The sequence below is a fragment of the Limnohabitans parvus II-B4 genome (assembly GCF_003063455.1).
In the GTDB taxonomy this organism is placed as follows: Bacteria; Pseudomonadota; Gammaproteobacteria; order Burkholderiales; family Burkholderiaceae_C; genus Limnohabitans_A; species Limnohabitans_A parvus.
Window position 1 is genome coordinate 493,927 of the sequence record NZ_NESN01000001.1, and the last position, 16,046, is coordinate 509,972.

Here is a 16,046-nt window from a genome sequence, read left to right on the forward strand (position 1 = left end):
GCACCAAACTGTAAAAGTGCCGGACGGTGATCCGTTTGCTTTTTTTCAATTGCAATCGCGCATTATCGCATTTGTGAAAGCCCCCTTTCCAAACCCATGCAGCCGTGGTCATGTCGGTGCCATAATCCTCCCGGCCGGGCTGTTCACTGCGCGACTGGCAGATTCGCCCCTCTCTCTTTCCAAATACAGGCAAAAGCATCGCCTTCGCGAGCGCTGAAAAAAGTTGGCATCCGACTCCGAACTCTCAGAATTTCTGAAAAACGTGGAAAAAAAGGCGTTCAAACGCGCCTATTACCATGTGAGGAACGAAGATGCAGCCTTGGACATCCTGCAAGACAGCATGATCAAGCTGTGCACCAACTACGCAGACAAGCCTGTCGCCGAACTACCTCTGCTGTTCCAGCGCATCCTGTCCAACACCATGCTGGACTGGTTTCGTCGGCAAAAAACCCGAAATGCGCTGTTTGCCAACTTAAGTGACTTCAACTCCGGCGACGGAGATGGCGATTTTGACCTGCTGGAAGTCACCGCAAACACGTCAAACGAAGCCACATCGGAGAGCGCCGAGCAGTGGATTGGTCGCGTACAAACCCTTGAACACATCGAAACAGCCGTCATGGCATTGCCGGCACGTCAACGGGAAGCCTTTCTGATGCGTTACTGGGAGGAGCTGGATGTGGCAGAAACCGCTGCAGTGATGGGCTGCTCAGAAGGCAGCGTCAAAACCCATTGTTCTCGGGCCATTCAAGCCTTGAGCAAAACCTTGGGAACACAAGGAATCAGACCATGAAAACCCAAATAACACCAACCGAACAAGATGTTGACCGCTGGGGAGCGCACTTCTCGGGTCAACTCACCTTGGCGACCCCAGGCCTGCCGCATGACATCACCGAGCGCCTGCGCGTGGCGCGCCAAATGGCGCTGGCCCAGCGCAAGCCGCTCGTTCAATCACGGCTGGCCAAAAATGCACAAATGAACAACGACGGCAGTTTGACGGCGCCTGTTGACGAAGGTCTGACCCTTTGGAGCGTTCTGGCCTCTGGCCTGCCTTTGCTGGCCTTGGTGTTCGGCTTGATGGCCATTCAATGGGTGCAACAAGACAACGTCACCTCTGAAATCGCGGCCATCGACGCTGCCCTGCTCACGGATGAATTGCCTCCAGATGCCTATACCGATGCCGGTTTTGCACAGTTTTTAAAGCAAGGGCTCAGCACCAGCGCCTCGCATGACTGAAATGACAACTCACCTTCAGCAGAAACCGCAAACGGCCCTGAAAATGGGCTGGGGCTTGTTGCTGTCGGCCTGCTTGATGAGCGCGGGCGCTCAAACCAAGACACCAGAGGTGCCTAAGCCCGCCCAAACCAGCGCCAGCATCTCCGCGCAAGCGGCACCGGTATCTCAGGCTTGGCAACAACTGACGCCTCAGCAAAAACAGGCTCTGGCACCGCTGGGTGCGCAATGGGGTGCACTGACCGCGCAACAACAAAGCAAATGGATCGCCATTTCTCAAAATTTTGCTCAACTGTCCGTTACCGAGCAAATCACCATGCACGCCAGGATGACTGACTGGGTCGCCTTGAGCCCACAACAACGCACATTGGCCCGACTGAACTTCAACAAGCTGCAAAATCTGCCCAAAGAGGATAAAAAAGCCAAATGGGAAGCCTATCAAGCGCTTTCATCCGAAGAAAAACGGCTGCTGTCTGCGGGCTCAGCGACACCCATCAAGAGTGCGGCCCCTACAGCCAAACCGCTGGAAGCCCATCGCGTGGTTCAAACGCCAGCCAAAGCCGCTGGTTCTGAAAACCGTGCACCCGGCACCGAAATCAACCGAAAAACCCTGCTGCCACGGCCTCCTGCCTTGGCAGCACCAGCGACCATGACGCCTGCCCCGGCCACTGACACCACTCGACAAGCTACAGAAACCGCACCTTCATGATGCAACGCGGCGCGACCTCCTCCCTCACCCCAAACCTTTGTGCCCCGCCTTTGATTCGCCGCATGGCCTGCTGGCTGTACGAAGGCATGCTGCTGTTTGGCGTCATCGTGACCTCTGGCTTGGCCTATTTCATTGCGGCCTACTGGCTGACTGGCCTAGCCCCTGGGGAAATGAGCGCTCAACCCCAACTCAAATCGGGCCTGCAAGCCATCAGCTTTTTTGTTCTGGGCCTTTATTTCATTTGGTTTTGGCACCGTGGCCAGACTTTGGCTATGAAAACCTGGCGCATTGAAATCGTGGACGCCACGGGCGACCGATTGAGCCGCAAAACGGCATTGAAACGCTACATCGCCAGCTGGCTCTGGTTCATCCCGCCTGTTGCAGCGACGGCCCCTTTCCACTTGCCTGCCATCGAAGTCGGCCTGCTCACCGTGGGGTGGGTGCTTGTTTGGGCTTTGCTCAGCCGCTTCCACCCTGATCGACAGTTTTGGCACGATGCCTGGGCTGGAACCCGACTCATTTCAGTGGACTAAGCTGCGTCCACCCCGACCGATATGCCCCAAAACACGACATCTCCAACCCAAGAGGTCAACCCTCAAAAAGCACGCAAAGGCCTGAACCGCATCTTGCATGCGGGGGGCTATTCCATCCAGGGCCTTCGCGCTGGATGGGGCGAAACCGCCTTTCGCCAAGAAGCCATCCTGGCCATGCCCTTGGTGCCGCTGGCTTTCTGGCTGGGTCAAAGCTGGGTCGAAACCGCCCTGCTGGCCGGATCGGTTTTGCTGGTCATGATCGTGGAATTGCTCAACACCTGTGTGGAGTCGGCCATCGACCGCATCGGACCCGAATGGCATGACCTGTCCAAACGCGCCAAAGACATGGGCAGCGCCGCGGTCTTGCTCAGCTTGCTGCTGTGCGCCGGGGTGTGGCTGGGCGCACTTTGGCATCGATTCGCCTGACCCACATGACGACCATGACCACGCCTCAAACTTCTCCCGCGTTCTCGGTCTGCGTCTACTGCGGCTCCAAACCCGGCAACAAGCCTGAATTTGCGCAAATTGCGGTGCAAGTGGGCACCTGGATCGGCACGCATGGTGGTCAATTGGTCTATGGTGGCGGGCGCAACGGCCTGATGGGCTTGGTGGCCGAAGCCACGATGGCGGCTGGCGGCACGGTGGTCGGCATCATCCCGACCGCCTTGGTCGAAAAGGAATGGGCACACCACGGTTGCACCGAGCTGCATGTGGTGGACACCATGCACGAGCGCAAGCGCCTGATGGCCGACAAGGCCGATGCATTTTTGGCCCTGCCCGGCGGCATTGGCACGTTTGAAGAGTTGTTCGAAGTCTGGACCTGGCGCCAGCTGGGCTACCACGACAAACCCGTGGGCATTTTGAACAGCCTGGGCTATTACGACGGCCTGATGGGCTTCATTGGCCAGGTGGTACAAGACGGCTTCATGGCCGATTGGCAAACCGAACTGGTGACTCTGGGCACCGAGCCCGAAGCGTTGTTACAAGCATTGGTGCAAAAGGCTGGCTTTTCTCCCGGCGCCAAAGTCGAACTGCTCTGATCGACTGTGGGGGGGTGTGCCCCACAAGCCCTCGCCTCACATATTTGGTGCGGGCCCGCTTGTGGGGCCCTGCACCACTCCATTCAGATAGCTGTTTCGTCCTGCTCGCCCGTGCGGATGCGCACCACGCGCTCCACCGAGGTCACGAAAATCTTGCCATCACCAATTTTGCCGGTGCGTGCGGCCTTGACGATGGCATCGACACAAGCGTCCACATCGTCGTCCTTGACCACCACTTCCACCTTCACCTTAGGCAAAAAATCGACCACGTATTCGGCACCGCGGTACAGCTCAGTGTGGCCTTTTTGGCGGCCAAAGCCTTTGACTTCGGTCACCGTGAGACCGGTCACGCCACATTCGGCCAAGCCTTCACGGACTTCTTCCAGTTTGAATGGCTTGATGACGGCGGTGATCTGTTTCATGGGAAAAGTCCTCGAAAATGGGTGAGCCTGAACTCAGGCGCGAAACTTGTTAGTCATAGGATAACGCCAATCCTTGCCAAAACTGCGGTGCGTCACGCGAATCCCCACCGGAGATTGACGCCGTTTGTATTCGTTGAGCTTGATGAGGCGCGTGACCTTCTCCACATCGGCCCGCTCAAAGCCATCGGCAATCAGCGCTTCCACGCCCTCGTCGTTTTCCATGTAGCGCTGGATGATCGCGTCCAGCACCTCGTAAGCGGGCAGGCTGTCCTGGTCTTTCTGGTCGGGGCGCAGCTCGGCACTGGGTGGCCGGGTGATGATGCGCTCGGGGATGGGCTCGCTGCCCGTGCCATACGGGTCATTCAGGTTGCGCCAGCGGGCCAGGTCAAACACGCGGGTCTTGACCACGTCCTTGATGACCGCAAAACCGCCCGCCATGTCGCCATACAGCGTGCAGTAACCCGTGGCCATTTCGCTCTTGTTGCCGGTGGTCAGCACAATGGCCCCGGTCTTGTTGGACAAGGCCATGAGCAGCGTGCCGCGAATGCGGGCCTGGATGTTCTCTTCGGTCGTGTCTTCTTTCAGCCCTTCAAACTGCGACGACAAGGCCTGCTTGAAGCCGTCAAACAAGGGTGCAATCGAGATTTCGTCATAGCGCACATTCAGGCGCTTGACCATGTCGCGCGAGTCGATCCAGCTGATGTCGGCCGTGTAGGGCGAAGGCATCATCACCGCGTGAATCTTGTCGGCTCCGATCGCGTCCACCGCAATCGCCAGCACCAGCGCCGAATCGATGCCGCCCGACAGGCCCAAAATCGCACCCTTGAAACCGTTTTTGTCCAAATAGTCGCGCACGCCCAGCACCAGCGCGTCCCACAACTCGGCATCGGGCGTGGCCAAAGGCACCAGGGCATCGGCCCCGGCGGTCAAGTCCACACCCTGCGGGCTGCGCTCGGCTTGCACCGCCAAGTCGGACTCGCGAAAGCCTTCGGCCCGAGCCACCACTTGGCCTTGGGCATTCAGCGCAAACGAGCGCCCTTCAAAAATCACCTCGTCCTGGCCACCCACCAAATGCGCGTAAATCAAAGGCAAACCGCAATCGGCCACCCGCTCACGCATGCGCTGTTCGCGCTCGGCGCCCTTGCCCGCATGGAAAGGCGAGGCGTTCAGCACCGCCAGTACTTGCGCCCCAGCGTCACGCGCCAGGCGGGCAGGCTCGTCAAACCAAGCGTCTTCGCAAATCAGCAGGCCCACTTTGACGCCATCGACCTCGAACACCCCCACGCCTTGGCCGGGCGTGAAGTAACGGCGCTCGTCAAACACCTGGTAGTTGGGCAGCTCGCGCTTGTCGTAGTGCGCGACCACCTGGCCCTCGCACAGCACCGATGCGCGGTTGTGGCGGCGCGTCACCGCCACGCTGCGGGTGCGCAAGCCACCACCTTCGGGGTGACCCACCACCACATGCAAGCCTTTTAACCCGGCCAGTTCGCGGGCCACCGTTTTCAAGGCATCATCGCAGGCGTCAATGAAGGCCGGGCGAAGCAAGAGGTCTTCAGCGGCGTAGCCGCAAATCGACAACTCGGGCGTGACCAGCAAGCGTGCGCCATCGGCATAGGCACGATTGGCGGCGTCGATGATTTTGCGGGCATTGCCCGGCATGTCACCGACGACAAAGTTGAGCTGGGCCACACGAATTTGGAGAGTCATACAGGTGCTGGAAAATGTGAGCTTGAATTATGTCACCCGGGTGCAGGATGACTTGGGCGGCATCGAGCCCCGCGTCTGGGACGGCCTGCTCGCGAAGCAAGACGCACCAAGCCCCTTCATGCAGCATGCCTATTTGTCGGCCATGCAGACCAGTCAATCGGCCGCGCCCGAGACCGGCTGGACGCTGCAAGTCATCAGCCTGTGGCGCGGCACCCCGCAAGGCGATGTGTTGGCCGCTGCCTGCCCGCTCTACATCAAGGCCCATTCCCGCGGCGAATACGTCTTTGACCACGCCTGGGCCGATGCCTACGAACGTCACGGCCTGGCTTATTACCCCAAAGCGCTGGTCGCACCCCCCTTCACCCCCGTGCCCGGCAGCCGCTTGCTGGCCGAGTCCGACGCTGCCCGCCAAGCCCTGCTGGCGACCTTGTTGGAACTTTGCCAAACCAACGACATCCCGTCCCTGCACATTTTGTTTGCCAGCCCACAAGACCTGCAGGCCTGCGAACAGGCCGGTTTGCTGCAACGCGGCCAGGTGCAATTCCACTGGCAAAACCAGGGTTGGCGCGACTTCGATGAATTTTTGAGCAGCCTGAACCAAGAAAAGCGCAAAAAAATCCGTCAAGAGCGTCGCAAAGTGCACGAGGCGGGTGTGACGTTTCGCGCCGTGCGTGGCCCCGACATGACGGAAGGCGACTGGGCGCTGCTGCTGCGCTGCTACCAGCAAACCTATTGGGAACACGGCAACGCGCCCTATTTGACCCCGGCGTTTTTCGAAGCCATGCGCACCGACATGGCGGCAAACTGGTTGCTGTTTGTGGCCGAACACGAGGCACAAGCCATCGGCATCAGCCTGATCGGCCTGCACCTGAACGCCGAAGGCCAGCCCGAAGTGGCCTACGGGCGCTACTGGGGAGCTCTGGCGCGGGTGGACTGCCTGCACTTTGAGGCCTGCTACTACCAGCCAATCGAGTGGTGCATCGCCAATGGCGTCCAGCGTTTTGAAGGGGGCGCCCAAGGTGAGCACAAAATGGCCCGCGCCCTGCTGCCCACCCCCACCCACAGCGCCCACTGGCTGGCGCACCCGGCGTTTTCAGAGGCGGTGGCACGGTTTTTGGAGCGGGAAAAAGCGGGGGTGGAGAACTATCTGGAAGCGCTGCACCAGCACTCGCCCCTGAAAAAGCCGCTGTGAAGGAAGCCCCATGAAAACGCCTGCGCGGCGCAAACCGGGCAGGCGTTTTGGAGGGCAAGGGCTTGCAAGGCAAGCCCTTGAATCAGGCGATCAAGCCTTGTTGTAGTTGGCGATGCCGTCCATCAGTTCCTTGGCGGCAGACTCCACACCTTCCCAGCCTTTGACCTTGACCCACTTGCCTTTTTCGAGGTCTTTGTAGTGCTCAAAGAAGTGGGCGATTTGCTTGAGTTGCAGCTCATGGACATCGTCCAAGGACTTGATGTTGGCGTAAATAGGCAAGATTTTTTCAGTGGGAACGGCCAGCACTTTGCCGTCCATGCCGCCTTCGTCTTCCATCAGCAAGATGCCAATGGCGCGGCAAGGCACAACCACGCCGGGTGGCAATGGGAAAGGCGTCATCACCAAAACGTCGACCGGGTCGCCGTCACCCGCGATGGTTTGGGGCACATAACCGTAGTTGGTCGGGTAGTGCATGGCGGTGCCCATGAAGCGGTCCACAAACAAAGCGCCGGACTCTTTGTCCACTTCGTACTTGATCGGATCGGCGTTCATCGGGATTTCGATGATCACGTTGAAGGCTTCAGGCACTTTGCTGCCAGGGGTGACTTTGTTCAGTGACATGGTGTCTCGTTGGAAAAGTTGAGAAAAAACGGAAATCCTAGGGATTAACCCCGATTTTACTTTCACAGGGCTTGCGCCCAGTCCAGCTGGACCCCAGCTGACCCCTTTGAAGCTGTTTCTGGCGTGATTTCCAAATGCCGCCAGCGGATCACAATCCCCCTAGCAACTGAACTTCATCGCCAACCAATCCGCTCCAGCCCTGGCGGGGCAAACCATCGATGTGTTCGACCCGTCTGATGGGCAGGTGTTTGAGCAGATCCCGCGCAGTCAGGCGGCCGATATCGACCAGGCCGCACAAGCAGCACGCGCCGCCTTCAACGGACCGTGGGGCTTTGGCTGCTGGCAACGCCTGCGTGGTCAAACCCGCCGAAGACGCGTGCCTGAGCCCGATCCGCGTGGCGCAGGTGGCGGGGTGGAGTTGCCGTTTGGCGGCGTCAAGTCATCCGGCTACGGGCGCGAAAATGGCTTTGAGGCCCTGCTGGGCTCCACGACCCTCAAGACCGTGGCGATGGCCCACGGTTAAAAAAAGCAAAAGGCATGGATGCCCGATCAGGTCGGGCATGACACGGCCCCTTTTGATCCTGACAAACGGCCCCTTTTGCGCCTGACTCACGGCCCCTTTTGTCATACCCGCGAACGCGGGTATCCATACACGACCCCTTTTGTCATACCCGCGAACGCGGGTATCCATGGCAGTCGGAGGCCTGGCCCCCGATCAAGTCGGGCATGACAAAACCCGGGCGCGGCTGACATGGCCCTTGGCTTGACCCCTGCCCTCGCAGGGGGTGGGCAGTCGGGCACAATCAACCACCTATGTCTGAACGCGTCATTCCGCTGGTTGACCAGCGCCACCCCAGCTTGCCTTTGCCTACCGTGTCAGCGGAGCAAGACCTGAGCGATCTACCCTTGGATGGCCTGCGACGCCCCTTGACCGATTTGCGCATCAGCGTGACCGACCGCTGCAACTTCAGGTGCAGCTACTGCATGCCCAAGGAAGTCTTTGACAAGGACTACGCCTACCTACCCCACAGCCACCTGCTGAGTTTTGAGGAAATCACCCGCATTGCCAGCGTGTTTGTGGGCCGGGGCGTGCGCAAAATTCGCCTGACCGGGGGCGAGCCCCTGCTGCGCAAGAACATCGAGATCCTGATCGAACAGCTGGCTGCCTTGCGCACGCCCGACGGCCAGCCGCTGGATTTGACGTTGACCACCAACGGCTCCCTGCTGGCCCGCAAGGCGCAAAGCCTGAAAGACGCCGGGTTGCAACGCGTGACGGTGAGCCTGGACGGACTGGACGACGCCATTTTCCGAAAAATGAACGACGTGGACTTTCCGGTGGCCGATGTACTGGAAGGCATTGCGGCTGCGCAGGCAGCGGGCTTGGGGCCCATCAAGGTCAACATGGTGGTCAAGCGCGGCACCAACGAGCACGAAATCTTGCCCATGGCCCGGCATTTCCGGGGCACAGGCATTGTGCTGCGCTTCATCGAATACATGGACGTAGGCGCGACCAACGGCTGGTGCATGGACGAGGTGCTGCCCAGCGCCGACGTGGTGCGGCTGCTGCAAACCGAGCTGCCGCTGGTGCAGCTGGACCCGTCTGCCCCCGGCGAAACCGCCGAGCGCTGGGGTTACGCCAATGCCCAGGGCGAATACGACCCGGCATTGGGCGAAGTCGGCGTCATCAGCAGCGTGACGCAGGCCTTTTGCGGCGACTGCAACCGCGCCCGCCTGTCGACCGAAGGCCGCCTGTATTTGTGCCTGTTTGCCAGCCAGGGCTACGACCTGCGGCAGCTGCTGCGCGACACGGCCCAAAGCGACGCTGCGCTGGCCGCCACGGTGGACGCCATCTGGCGCGGGCGCACAGACCAATACTCGGTGCTGCGCAGCCTGCGCGGGCCAGACACCGCCAGCGGCCCCGGCCGCCGGGTGGAAATGAGCTACATCGGAGGCTGAACGCCATGAACGACAACACGCCAGGCATTACCGGCCTGATCCTCGCGGGCGGGCGCGGCTCGCGCATGGGCGGCACCGACAAAGGCCTGCAAAACTTCCACGGCCTGCCGCTGGCCTTGCAAACCCTGATGCGGCTGCAACTGCAAAGCACGCCACTGCAAGAAGTGCTGATCAACGCCAACCGCAACCTCGCCGCTTACGAATCGCTGGGCGTGCCTGTCTGGCCCGACAGCATCGACGGTTTCGCGGGGCCGCTGGCGGGCTTTCAGACGGGCTTGGAACGCTGCGAAACACCGCTCTTGCTGACCGTGCCGTGCGACACGCCCTTGTTTCCGCTCGATCTGGTCGAGCGACTGTACACGGCCATGAACGCGCAAGACGCCGACATCGCCATGGCCGCCGCGCCCGAGGCCGACGGCACGGTGCGCCCACAGCCTGTTTTTTGTCTGCTCAAAACAGACTTGCTCGAAAGTCTGGTCAAGTTCACCCAAGGCGGTGGCCGCAAGATCGACGCTTGGACGGGACAGCACCGCTGCGCCATCGTGCCCTTTGATTTGCCCGGCGACAACGCCCAAGCCTTTGCCAACGCGAACACGCTGGCCGAACTGCAGCAGCTCGAATCCCTCTGAAGCACGTTGTCCAGCAACGACCGTGCCGACCTGACCATGACCACCCCCCTTAGCCTGAACGACATTGCCGAGCGCCTGCAAGGCTACGACCCGCAAGCCCTGTCGGCCCGGCATGTGAACGACTTTTTGGCCCAACTGGTGCAACCCGTGCGCGAACAGGAGAGCGTGCCCCTGATGCAAGCACATGGTCGCATCTTGGCGCAAGACGTGGTCTCGCCCATCAGCGTGCCGCCACACGACAACTCGGCCATGGACGGTTACGCCTTTCGGGGCACGGAACTGCTGACGGACCGTCCCACCCGATTGACCGTGGTGGGCACCGCGTTTGCGGGCGCCGCCTGGCAAGGCACCGTGCAAAAAGGTGAATGCGTTCGCATCATGACCGGGGCCATCATGCCCGCAGGCTTGGACACCGTGGCCCCGCAAGAGCTGGTGAAGGTGGACGGCGACCAAGTGCAGATTCCGCCCGGCGTGCTGCAGGCGGGCGACAACCGCCGTCTGCTGGGCGAAGACCTGATGGCCGGGCAACCCGCCCTGCGAGCAGGCACGCGCCTCGCCCCCGCCGCCTGTGGGCTGCTGGCCAGTCTGGGTTTGCCCAGCGTCAGCGTGTGGCGCAGGCCCAAAGTGGCTTATTTTTCAACCGGTGACGAAATCCTGAGCCTGGGCGAAGCGCCCCGCGAAGGCGCGGTGTACGACAGCAACCGCTACACCGTGGCCGGCATGGTGCAGGCGCTGGGCTGCGAGTTGATCGACATGGGCGTGGTGCGCGACGAGCCTGCCGCGCTGGAGCAAGCTTTTGTAGATGCGGCTGCACAGGCCGACGCCATCATCACCAGCGGCGGCGTGAGCGTGGGCGAGGCCGACCACACCAAGGCCATGATGAAAAAACTGGGTGATGTGGCCTTTTGGCGCATCGCCATGCGCCCCGGCCGCCCCATGGCGGTGGGCCGCATCACGCAGGGGGAGCGCTCGGCTGTACTGTTTGGCTTGCCCGGCAACCCGGTGGCCGTCATGGTCACCTTTGCCGCTTTTGTGCGCCCCGCCTTGCAGCAGCTCATGGGCTGGCAAGCACCTGCCTTGCCCCTGCTCAAAGCCAAAAGCACCGAAGCGCTGCGCAAGAAGCCCGGCCGCACCGAATACCAGCGCGGCATCGTCAGCACCAACGCGGCGGGCGAATTGCAAGTGCGCATCACCGGCAACCAGGGCTCGGGCGTGCTCAGCTCCATGGTGCAAGCCAACGGCCTGATCGTGCTGGGCCATGCCCAAGGCAATGTGGCGGTGGGCGATGAGGTGGATGTGATGATGTTTGACGGGCACCTCTGAAGACTGCGGCGCTGCCTACATTCGGCCGCAGGGGCGGCCTCCCACAGGGTCAAAAAGCGTTCAGCCTTTGTGTGGGAAACATTCAAACCTTTTGGAAATTATTGAAACCTGGTGGGAGCGAGCCCCTGCTCGCGAATGCTCGCCCCACCCAAATTCAATGCCCGACCGAATGACCGTGCTCTGCAGGCGCGTCATGCGCCACGGCCTTGTTGGGCCCCGGCACCGTCTTGCGCGCCAGCAGCGAGTACATGGTGGGCACCACGAAGATGGCCAGCAAAGTACCCAGGCTCATACCCCCCACAATGACCCAGCCGATTTGCGTGCGGCTCTCGGCACCTGCGCCAGTGGCCAACGCCAAGGGCACCGCCCCCAGCACCATGGCACCGGTCGTCATCAAGATCGGGCGCAAACGCTGGGCAGACGCCTTGATCAGCGCCTCTTGCATGGCCATGCCCTGCTCACGCAACTGGTTGGTGAATTCCACAATCAAAATGCCGTGCTTGGTGATCAAGCCCACCAGCGTGATCAGGCCGATTTGTGAATACACGTTGAGCGAGCCGCCTGTGAACTTGAGCGCCAGCAGCGCCCCGATCATGGACAGCGGCACCGACAGCATGATCACAAACGGGTCAATGAAGCTCTCGAACTGGGCCGCCAACACCAAAAAGATGAAGAACAGCGCCAGCACAAAAACGATCACCAAGGCCCCTTGCGAATTTTTGAATTCGCGCGAAGTGCCGTTCAACTCGGTGGTGTAGCCCGGCTTCAACACCTTGGCAGCGGTTTCGTCCATGAACTTCAGGGCTTCACCCAGCGAATAGTCGGGGGCCAGGTTGGCCGTGATGGACACCGAGCGGCGTTGACCGAAGTGGTTCAGCTCGCGCGGTGACACGCTTTCGCGCACCTTGACCAAGCTTGACAGCGGGATCATGGCGTCGTTGCGGCCGCGCACCTGAATCACGTCGATGTCGTCCGGCGTGTTGCGGGCCGACGACAGGGTTTGCACGATCACATCGTATTGCTCGGCATCGCGCTTGTACCGCGTCACCACCCTGCCGCCCAGCATGGTCTCGATGGTCCGTGCCACCACGTCGATGCTCACGCCCAGCTCGGCGGCTTTGACGCGGTCCACCTCCACCCGCAACTCGGGCTTGTTCAAGCGCAAATCGACATCGGGCGACAAAATGCCCGGGTTCTTGGCCACCTCGTCCATCAGCTGGCGGGTCAGCAGGTTCAGGTTCTGGTAACTGTCCGACGTCTGGATCACAAAGTTCAAAGGCCGCTCACGGAAGCCTTGACCCAAAGAAGGTGGTGTGATCGGGAAGGCGTTCACACCCGGCAGGCTGTTGAACTTGGCCCCCAGTTCACGCGCGATTTCAAGCGTGGTGCGTTTGCGTTCATCCCAGTCCACCGCACGGTAAACCACCGAGCCCTGGCCTACGGTGGGGTTGCCCATGTTAGCAAAAATGCGGTCGAACTCGGGATAGGCTTGACCGAACTTCTCCAGCGAACGGGCATAGCGATCGGTGTACGCCAGGGTGGAGCCATCGGGCGCGTTGACGGTGGCCAAAATCGTGCCCCGGTCTTCCAGTGGCGCGAGTTCCTGCTTCATGGTCGGGTAAATCAGCGCGATGCCCACGCCCGAGCCGATCATGACCAGCACCACGGCCCAGCGGGCGCGGGTCAAAATCAGACGCAACAGGTTTTCATAGCCGTTCGACAACGCCGTGAGCCAACGCTCCATGTTGCGGTCAAACCAACTGGGATTGGGGTTGTGGCGCAGCAGCTTTGAACTGAGCATGGGGGCCAAAGTCAAGGCCACAAAGCCCGACACCACCACGGCCCCGGCCAGCGCCAGCGCAAACTCACCAAACAGCTTGCCCGTGCGCCCGGGCGTGAAGGCCAGAGGTGCAAAAACTGCCGCCAGCGTCATGGTCATGGCCACGACCGCAAAGCTGATTTCCCGCACCCCTTTGATGGCTGCAGAAAACGGGTCCAGCCCCTCTTCGATGTGCCGGTAAATGTTCTCCAGCACCACAATGGCATCGTCCACCACCAGCCCAATGGCCAGCACCAGCGCCAGCAAAGTCAGGGTGTTGATGGTGAACCCGGCCAAAGCCATCATGGCAAAGGCGCCAATCAGGCTGACCGGGATGGTGATGATGGGGATGATCGACGCACGAATGGTGCGCAAAAAGACAAAAATCACCAAAGCCACCAAAACCACCGCCTCCACGATGGTCTGGAACACGTTCTTGACCGAGCGGTCAATGAACACCGAGTTGTCGTTGGCCACATCGATCGAGATGTCGCCAGGCAAGTCGGCCTTCAAACGCGGAATCATCTCGCGCACGCCCTTGGACAATTCCAGCGGGTTGGCGGTCGCCTGACGGATCACGCCCGCAGAAATGGCCGGTTGACCATTCAAGCGCACCACACTCCGGTCGTTGGCGGCGTCTTCCTTGATCTGGGCGACATCACGCAGCTTGACCGGAAAACCATTGACGCTGCGAATCACGATGTCGCCAAACTGCCCAGGACGGACCAGATCGGTTTGGGACGACACACTGAACTCGCGGTTGGTCGACTCGATTCGGCCCGCGGGCAACTCCAGGTTGCTGCGCCGGATGGCGTCTTCGACATCTTGCGGCGTGAGCTTGAAAGACGACAGCCGGGCATGGTCCAGCGACACCAGCATGGCGTATTTGCGCTCACCGTAAATGCGCACATCGGCCACACCGGTCACCGTTTGCAACCTGGGCTTGACGATGCGGTTGACCAGATCGTTGATTTGCAAGGCATTCAACGTGTCGCTCGAAAAAGCCAGCCAGATCACCGGAAAGGCATCGGCCTCGACTTTGGCGATGACCGGCTCTTCGATGGCTTGCGGCAAACGGTTGCGCACCCGCGAAGTGCGGTCACGCACTTCAGCAGCCGCCGTGTCGGCGTCTTTTTCGAGGCGAAAGCGCACCGTGATCTGCGACTGCTCGGCACGGCTGATGGAGGTGATGACGTCCACCGCGTCAATGCCCGCAATCGAATCTTCCAGCGGCTTGGTGACCTGCGACTCGATCACCTCGGCCGAAGCACCCACATAGCGGGTCGTCACGGTCACCGTGGGTTCGTCGATCTTGGGGTACTCACGCAGTGACAGGCTTTTGAAGCTGACCGCACCAATGAGCAAGATCAGCAAAGACATCACGACGGCCAGAACTGGCCGCCGGATGGAGGTTTCAGCGAGCTGCATCGGCACCCCTCAGGCAAGGGTTGGGGCCGGTCAAAGCCACTTTGTTGGTTGGCGCTCCGGGCTTGCCCGTTGCGGCTGGTGCTACGGATGCAGAACTCTTGGTGCCTTGAGGCGCAGCACCGTTGGTCGATGCAGCTGCCGAAGCGCCCCCAGCGGGCGCACCCGCCTGCGCAGGACCGCCGGCTGGCTTGCCGCCACCGGGCTGAGACAGATCCACCACACGAACCGCTGTGCCGTCTTTTTGCAAGCGCTGGTGGCCTGCGGTGACCACCGTGTCACCCGCGGCCAGGCCTTCCACGATCTCGACCTTGCCCGGTTGACGCAAACCGACTTTGACGGCCACGCGCTCAGAAACCAGGGTATCGGGCTTCTCGCCCGCCACCACTTTGACCACAAAGGTCCGCCCACCCTGGGGGATGATGGCTTCTTCAGGAATCACCATCGCGTTTTCGCGCGAACCGAACACCGCGTTCACACGGGCAAACATGCCCGGGCGCAGTTGTTGCTGGCGGTTGTCGATGCAACCACGCACCCCCACCGAGCGGCCATTGGCCTCGATCAAGGGGTCCACGGCCTGCACGATGGCACTGAACGGACGTCCAGGCAAGGCATCGACGGTCAACTGCGCTTTTTGCCCGGCGCGGATTTTGGCCTGAAAACGCTCAGGCAAACGGAAGTCGAGCAACACGGCATCGATGTCTTCGACGTTGACCATGTCCGCGCCGTCTTTCAGATAGTCACCCACGTTGACCTGCTTGAGGCCCGTGATGCCATCAAAGGGTGCCAGCACCTTCAGGCGCTGCAAAGTGGCATCTGCCAGCGCCAGTTTGGCGCGAGAGACCTCGAGTGCCGCGCCGCTTTCGTCGAGCGAACGCTTGCTGATGAAGTTTTGCGTCACCAATTCCTGGTTGCGCTTGTGGTTCGCCTCGGCGATCGACAGCTCGGCCTTGGCCTGGGACAACTGGGCCACCTGAAGCTGGTCTTCAAACTGGACCATCACCTGGCCTTTGCGCACGCGTTGGCCGTCGTTGAAGAAGATGTGCTTGACGCGCCCACCCACCTCAGGGCGCAACATCACGCCTTGGCGAGAGCGCAAGCTGCCCACGGCCTGGGTTTCGTCCACCAAGGTCATGGTTTCCACCTTGGCCACCTCGACGGCGGGGGCTTTGGCAGGTCCTGCAGCAGCGCCTGAACCGGGTGCAGCAGAAACGGCAGGTTTGGCCGCATCGCCCGATGGTGCCGATTTGTTTTGAGCCCACCATGCCACACCCGATGCGGCGCAAACACCCACCAACGCCATGACGGCGTATTTCTTCTTGTAAGCCATTCAGAGATCTCTTTTAGGTTGAATTCACCAAGACTGCCAAAATGTAACAGCGCCACCTGATTTGCCCAATGGGACAAACCGCAATCCGCCCTGCATTTTGAAGGCGTTGC

16 protein-coding genes are annotated in these 16,046 nt (G+C 60.8%); 11 read left to right on the forward strand and 5 right to left on the reverse strand.

Annotated features, from left to right (window positions below):
* Positions 1-223 precede the first annotated feature (223 nt).
* From B9Z37_RS02180 to B9Z37_RS02205, 6 genes are read left to right on the forward strand one after another with little or no spacing between them, the layout of a single operon-like run.
* Positions 224-790, forward strand: coding sequence for an RNA polymerase sigma factor (locus B9Z37_RS02180; protein WP_108311398.1), 567 nt, complete (start codon positions 224-226; stop codon positions 788-790).
* Entirely contained in the window at positions 787-1,233 is a 447-nt protein-coding gene (locus B9Z37_RS02185) for a DUF3619 family protein (protein WP_108311399.1), read from the forward strand. Before B9Z37_RS02180 ends, B9Z37_RS02185 begins: the two co-directional genes overlap by 4 nt.
* Before the next feature lies 1 nt (position 1,234).
* Positions 1,235-1,939, forward strand: a complete 705-nt coding sequence (locus B9Z37_RS02190; RefSeq protein ID WP_167394298.1) for a DUF3106 domain-containing protein — start codon at positions 1,235-1,237, stop codon at positions 1,937-1,939.
* On the forward strand, positions 1,939-2,472 hold the full coding sequence (locus tag B9Z37_RS02195; protein ID WP_276308852.1) for an RDD family protein: 534 nt from the start codon (positions 1,939-1,941) through the stop codon (positions 2,470-2,472). The genes B9Z37_RS02190 and B9Z37_RS02195 overlap by 1 nt, the downstream gene beginning before the upstream one ends.
* Before the next feature lie 21 nt (positions 2,473-2,493).
* Complete coding sequence (locus B9Z37_RS02200) at positions 2,494-2,898, forward strand: diacylglycerol kinase (RefSeq protein ID WP_108311402.1); 405 nt, start codon at positions 2,494-2,496, stop codon at positions 2,896-2,898.
* 14 nt (positions 2,899-2,912) lie between these two features.
* Complete coding sequence (locus B9Z37_RS02205) at positions 2,913-3,512, forward strand: LOG family protein (protein WP_108311858.1); 600 nt, start codon at positions 2,913-2,915, stop codon at positions 3,510-3,512.
* Between the two features lie 83 nt (positions 3,513-3,595).
* Here the strand turns inward: B9Z37_RS02205 and B9Z37_RS02210 are convergent, their stop codons facing one another.
* Positions 3,596-3,934 carry a P-II family nitrogen regulator gene (locus B9Z37_RS02210; RefSeq protein ID WP_108311403.1) on the reverse strand — a complete coding sequence of 113 codons (339 nt, stop codon included), beginning with the start codon at positions 3,932-3,934 and terminating at the stop codon, positions 3,596-3,598.
* Between the two features lie 33 nt (positions 3,935-3,967).
* Positions 3,968-5,641, reverse strand: a complete 1,674-nt coding sequence (locus B9Z37_RS02215; protein ID WP_108311404.1) for an NAD+ synthase — start codon at positions 5,639-5,641, stop codon at positions 3,968-3,970.
* Positions 5,642-5,645: 4 nt separating this feature from the next.
* Between B9Z37_RS02215 and B9Z37_RS02220 the strand changes: the two genes are divergently transcribed.
* On the forward strand, positions 5,646-6,833 hold the full coding sequence (locus B9Z37_RS02220; RefSeq protein WP_108311405.1) for a GNAT family N-acetyltransferase: 1,188 nt from the start codon (positions 5,646-5,648) through the stop codon (positions 6,831-6,833).
* 90 nt (positions 6,834-6,923) lie between these two features.
* Here the strand turns inward: B9Z37_RS02220 and ppa are convergent, their stop codons facing one another.
* A complete protein-coding gene (ppa, locus tag B9Z37_RS02225; RefSeq protein WP_108311406.1) occupies positions 6,924-7,454 on the reverse strand; it encodes an inorganic diphosphatase in 531 nt (176 codons plus the stop codon).
* Positions 7,455-7,668: 214 nt separating this feature from the next.
* Between ppa and B9Z37_RS14760 the strand changes: the two genes are divergently transcribed.
* The 4 genes from B9Z37_RS14760 to moeA all read left to right on the forward strand — a co-directional run bounded on the left by B9Z37_RS14760 (position 7,669) and on the right by moeA (position 11,362).
* Positions 7,669-7,977, forward strand: coding sequence for an aldehyde dehydrogenase family protein (locus B9Z37_RS14760; protein WP_407067216.1), 309 nt, complete (start codon positions 7,669-7,671; stop codon positions 7,975-7,977).
* A gap of 290 nt (positions 7,978-8,267) precedes the next feature.
* Positions 8,268-9,410 carry a GTP 3',8-cyclase MoaA gene (moaA, locus tag B9Z37_RS02235; protein WP_108311407.1) on the forward strand — a complete coding sequence of 381 codons (1,143 nt, stop codon included), beginning with the start codon at positions 8,268-8,270 and terminating at the stop codon, positions 9,408-9,410.
* Between the two features lie 5 nt (positions 9,411-9,415).
* Complete coding sequence (mobA, locus tag B9Z37_RS02240) at positions 9,416-10,039, forward strand: molybdenum cofactor guanylyltransferase MobA (RefSeq protein WP_108311408.1); 624 nt, start codon at positions 9,416-9,418, stop codon at positions 10,037-10,039.
* 36 nt (positions 10,040-10,075) lie between these two features.
* Positions 10,076-11,362, forward strand: a complete 1,287-nt coding sequence (moeA, locus tag B9Z37_RS02245; RefSeq protein ID WP_108311859.1) for a molybdopterin molybdotransferase MoeA — start codon at positions 10,076-10,078, stop codon at positions 11,360-11,362.
* Between the two features lie 154 nt (positions 11,363-11,516).
* Here the strand turns inward: moeA and B9Z37_RS02250 are convergent, their stop codons facing one another.
* Both B9Z37_RS02250 and B9Z37_RS02255 read right to left on the reverse strand, forming a co-directional pair.
* On the reverse strand, positions 11,517-14,609 hold the full coding sequence (locus B9Z37_RS02250) for an efflux RND transporter permease subunit (protein WP_108311409.1): 3,093 nt from the start codon (positions 14,607-14,609) through the stop codon (positions 11,517-11,519).
* Positions 14,596-15,936 (reverse strand): efflux RND transporter periplasmic adaptor subunit, encoded by a 1,341-nt coding sequence (locus B9Z37_RS02255; RefSeq protein ID WP_108311410.1) that lies wholly within the window; start codon positions 15,934-15,936, stop codon positions 14,596-14,598. The genes B9Z37_RS02250 and B9Z37_RS02255 overlap by 14 nt, the downstream gene beginning before the upstream one ends.
* Between the last annotated feature and the right edge of the window lie 110 nt (positions 15,937-16,046).

Bases quoted from the DNA above. Each gene is read 5' to 3' on its own strand.
- B9Z37_RS02185 (WP_108311399.1), top strand. From the start codon at position 787: ATGAAAACCCAAATAACACCAACCGAACAAGATGTTGACCGCTGGGGA.
- B9Z37_RS02190 (WP_167394298.1), top strand. From the start codon at position 1,235: ATGACAACTCACCTTCAGCAGAAACCGCAAACGGCCCTGAAAATGGGC.
- B9Z37_RS02195 (WP_276308852.1), top strand. From the start codon at position 1,939: ATGCAACGCGGCGCGACCTCCTCCCTCACCCCAAACCTTTGTGCCCCG.
- B9Z37_RS02200 (WP_108311402.1), top strand. From the start codon at position 2,494: ATGCCCCAAAACACGACATCTCCAACCCAAGAGGTCAACCCTCAAAAA.
- B9Z37_RS02205 (WP_108311858.1), top strand. From the start codon at position 2,913: ATGACCACGCCTCAAACTTCTCCCGCGTTCTCGGTCTGCGTCTACTGC.
- B9Z37_RS02210 (WP_108311403.1), bottom strand. From the start codon at position 3,934: ATGAAACAGATCACCGCCGTCATCAAGCCATTCAAACTGGAAGAAGTC.
- B9Z37_RS02215 (WP_108311404.1), bottom strand. From the start codon at position 5,641: ATGACTCTCCAAATTCGTGTGGCCCAGCTCAACTTTGTCGTCGGTGAC.
- ppa (WP_108311406.1), bottom strand. From the start codon at position 7,454: ATGTCACTGAACAAAGTCACCCCTGGCAGCAAAGTGCCTGAAGCCTTC.
- moaA (WP_108311407.1), top strand. From the start codon at position 8,268: ATGTCTGAACGCGTCATTCCGCTGGTTGACCAGCGCCACCCCAGCTTG.
- mobA (WP_108311408.1), top strand. From the start codon at position 9,416: ATGAACGACAACACGCCAGGCATTACCGGCCTGATCCTCGCGGGCGGG.
- moeA (WP_108311859.1), top strand. From the start codon at position 10,076: ATGACCACCCCCCTTAGCCTGAACGACATTGCCGAGCGCCTGCAAGGC.
- B9Z37_RS02250 (WP_108311409.1), bottom strand. From the start codon at position 14,609: ATGCAGCTCGCTGAAACCTCCATCCGGCGGCCAGTTCTGGCCGTCGTG.
- B9Z37_RS02255 (WP_108311410.1), bottom strand. From the start codon at position 15,936: ATGGCTTACAAGAAGAAATACGCCGTCATGGCGTTGGTGGGTGTTTGC.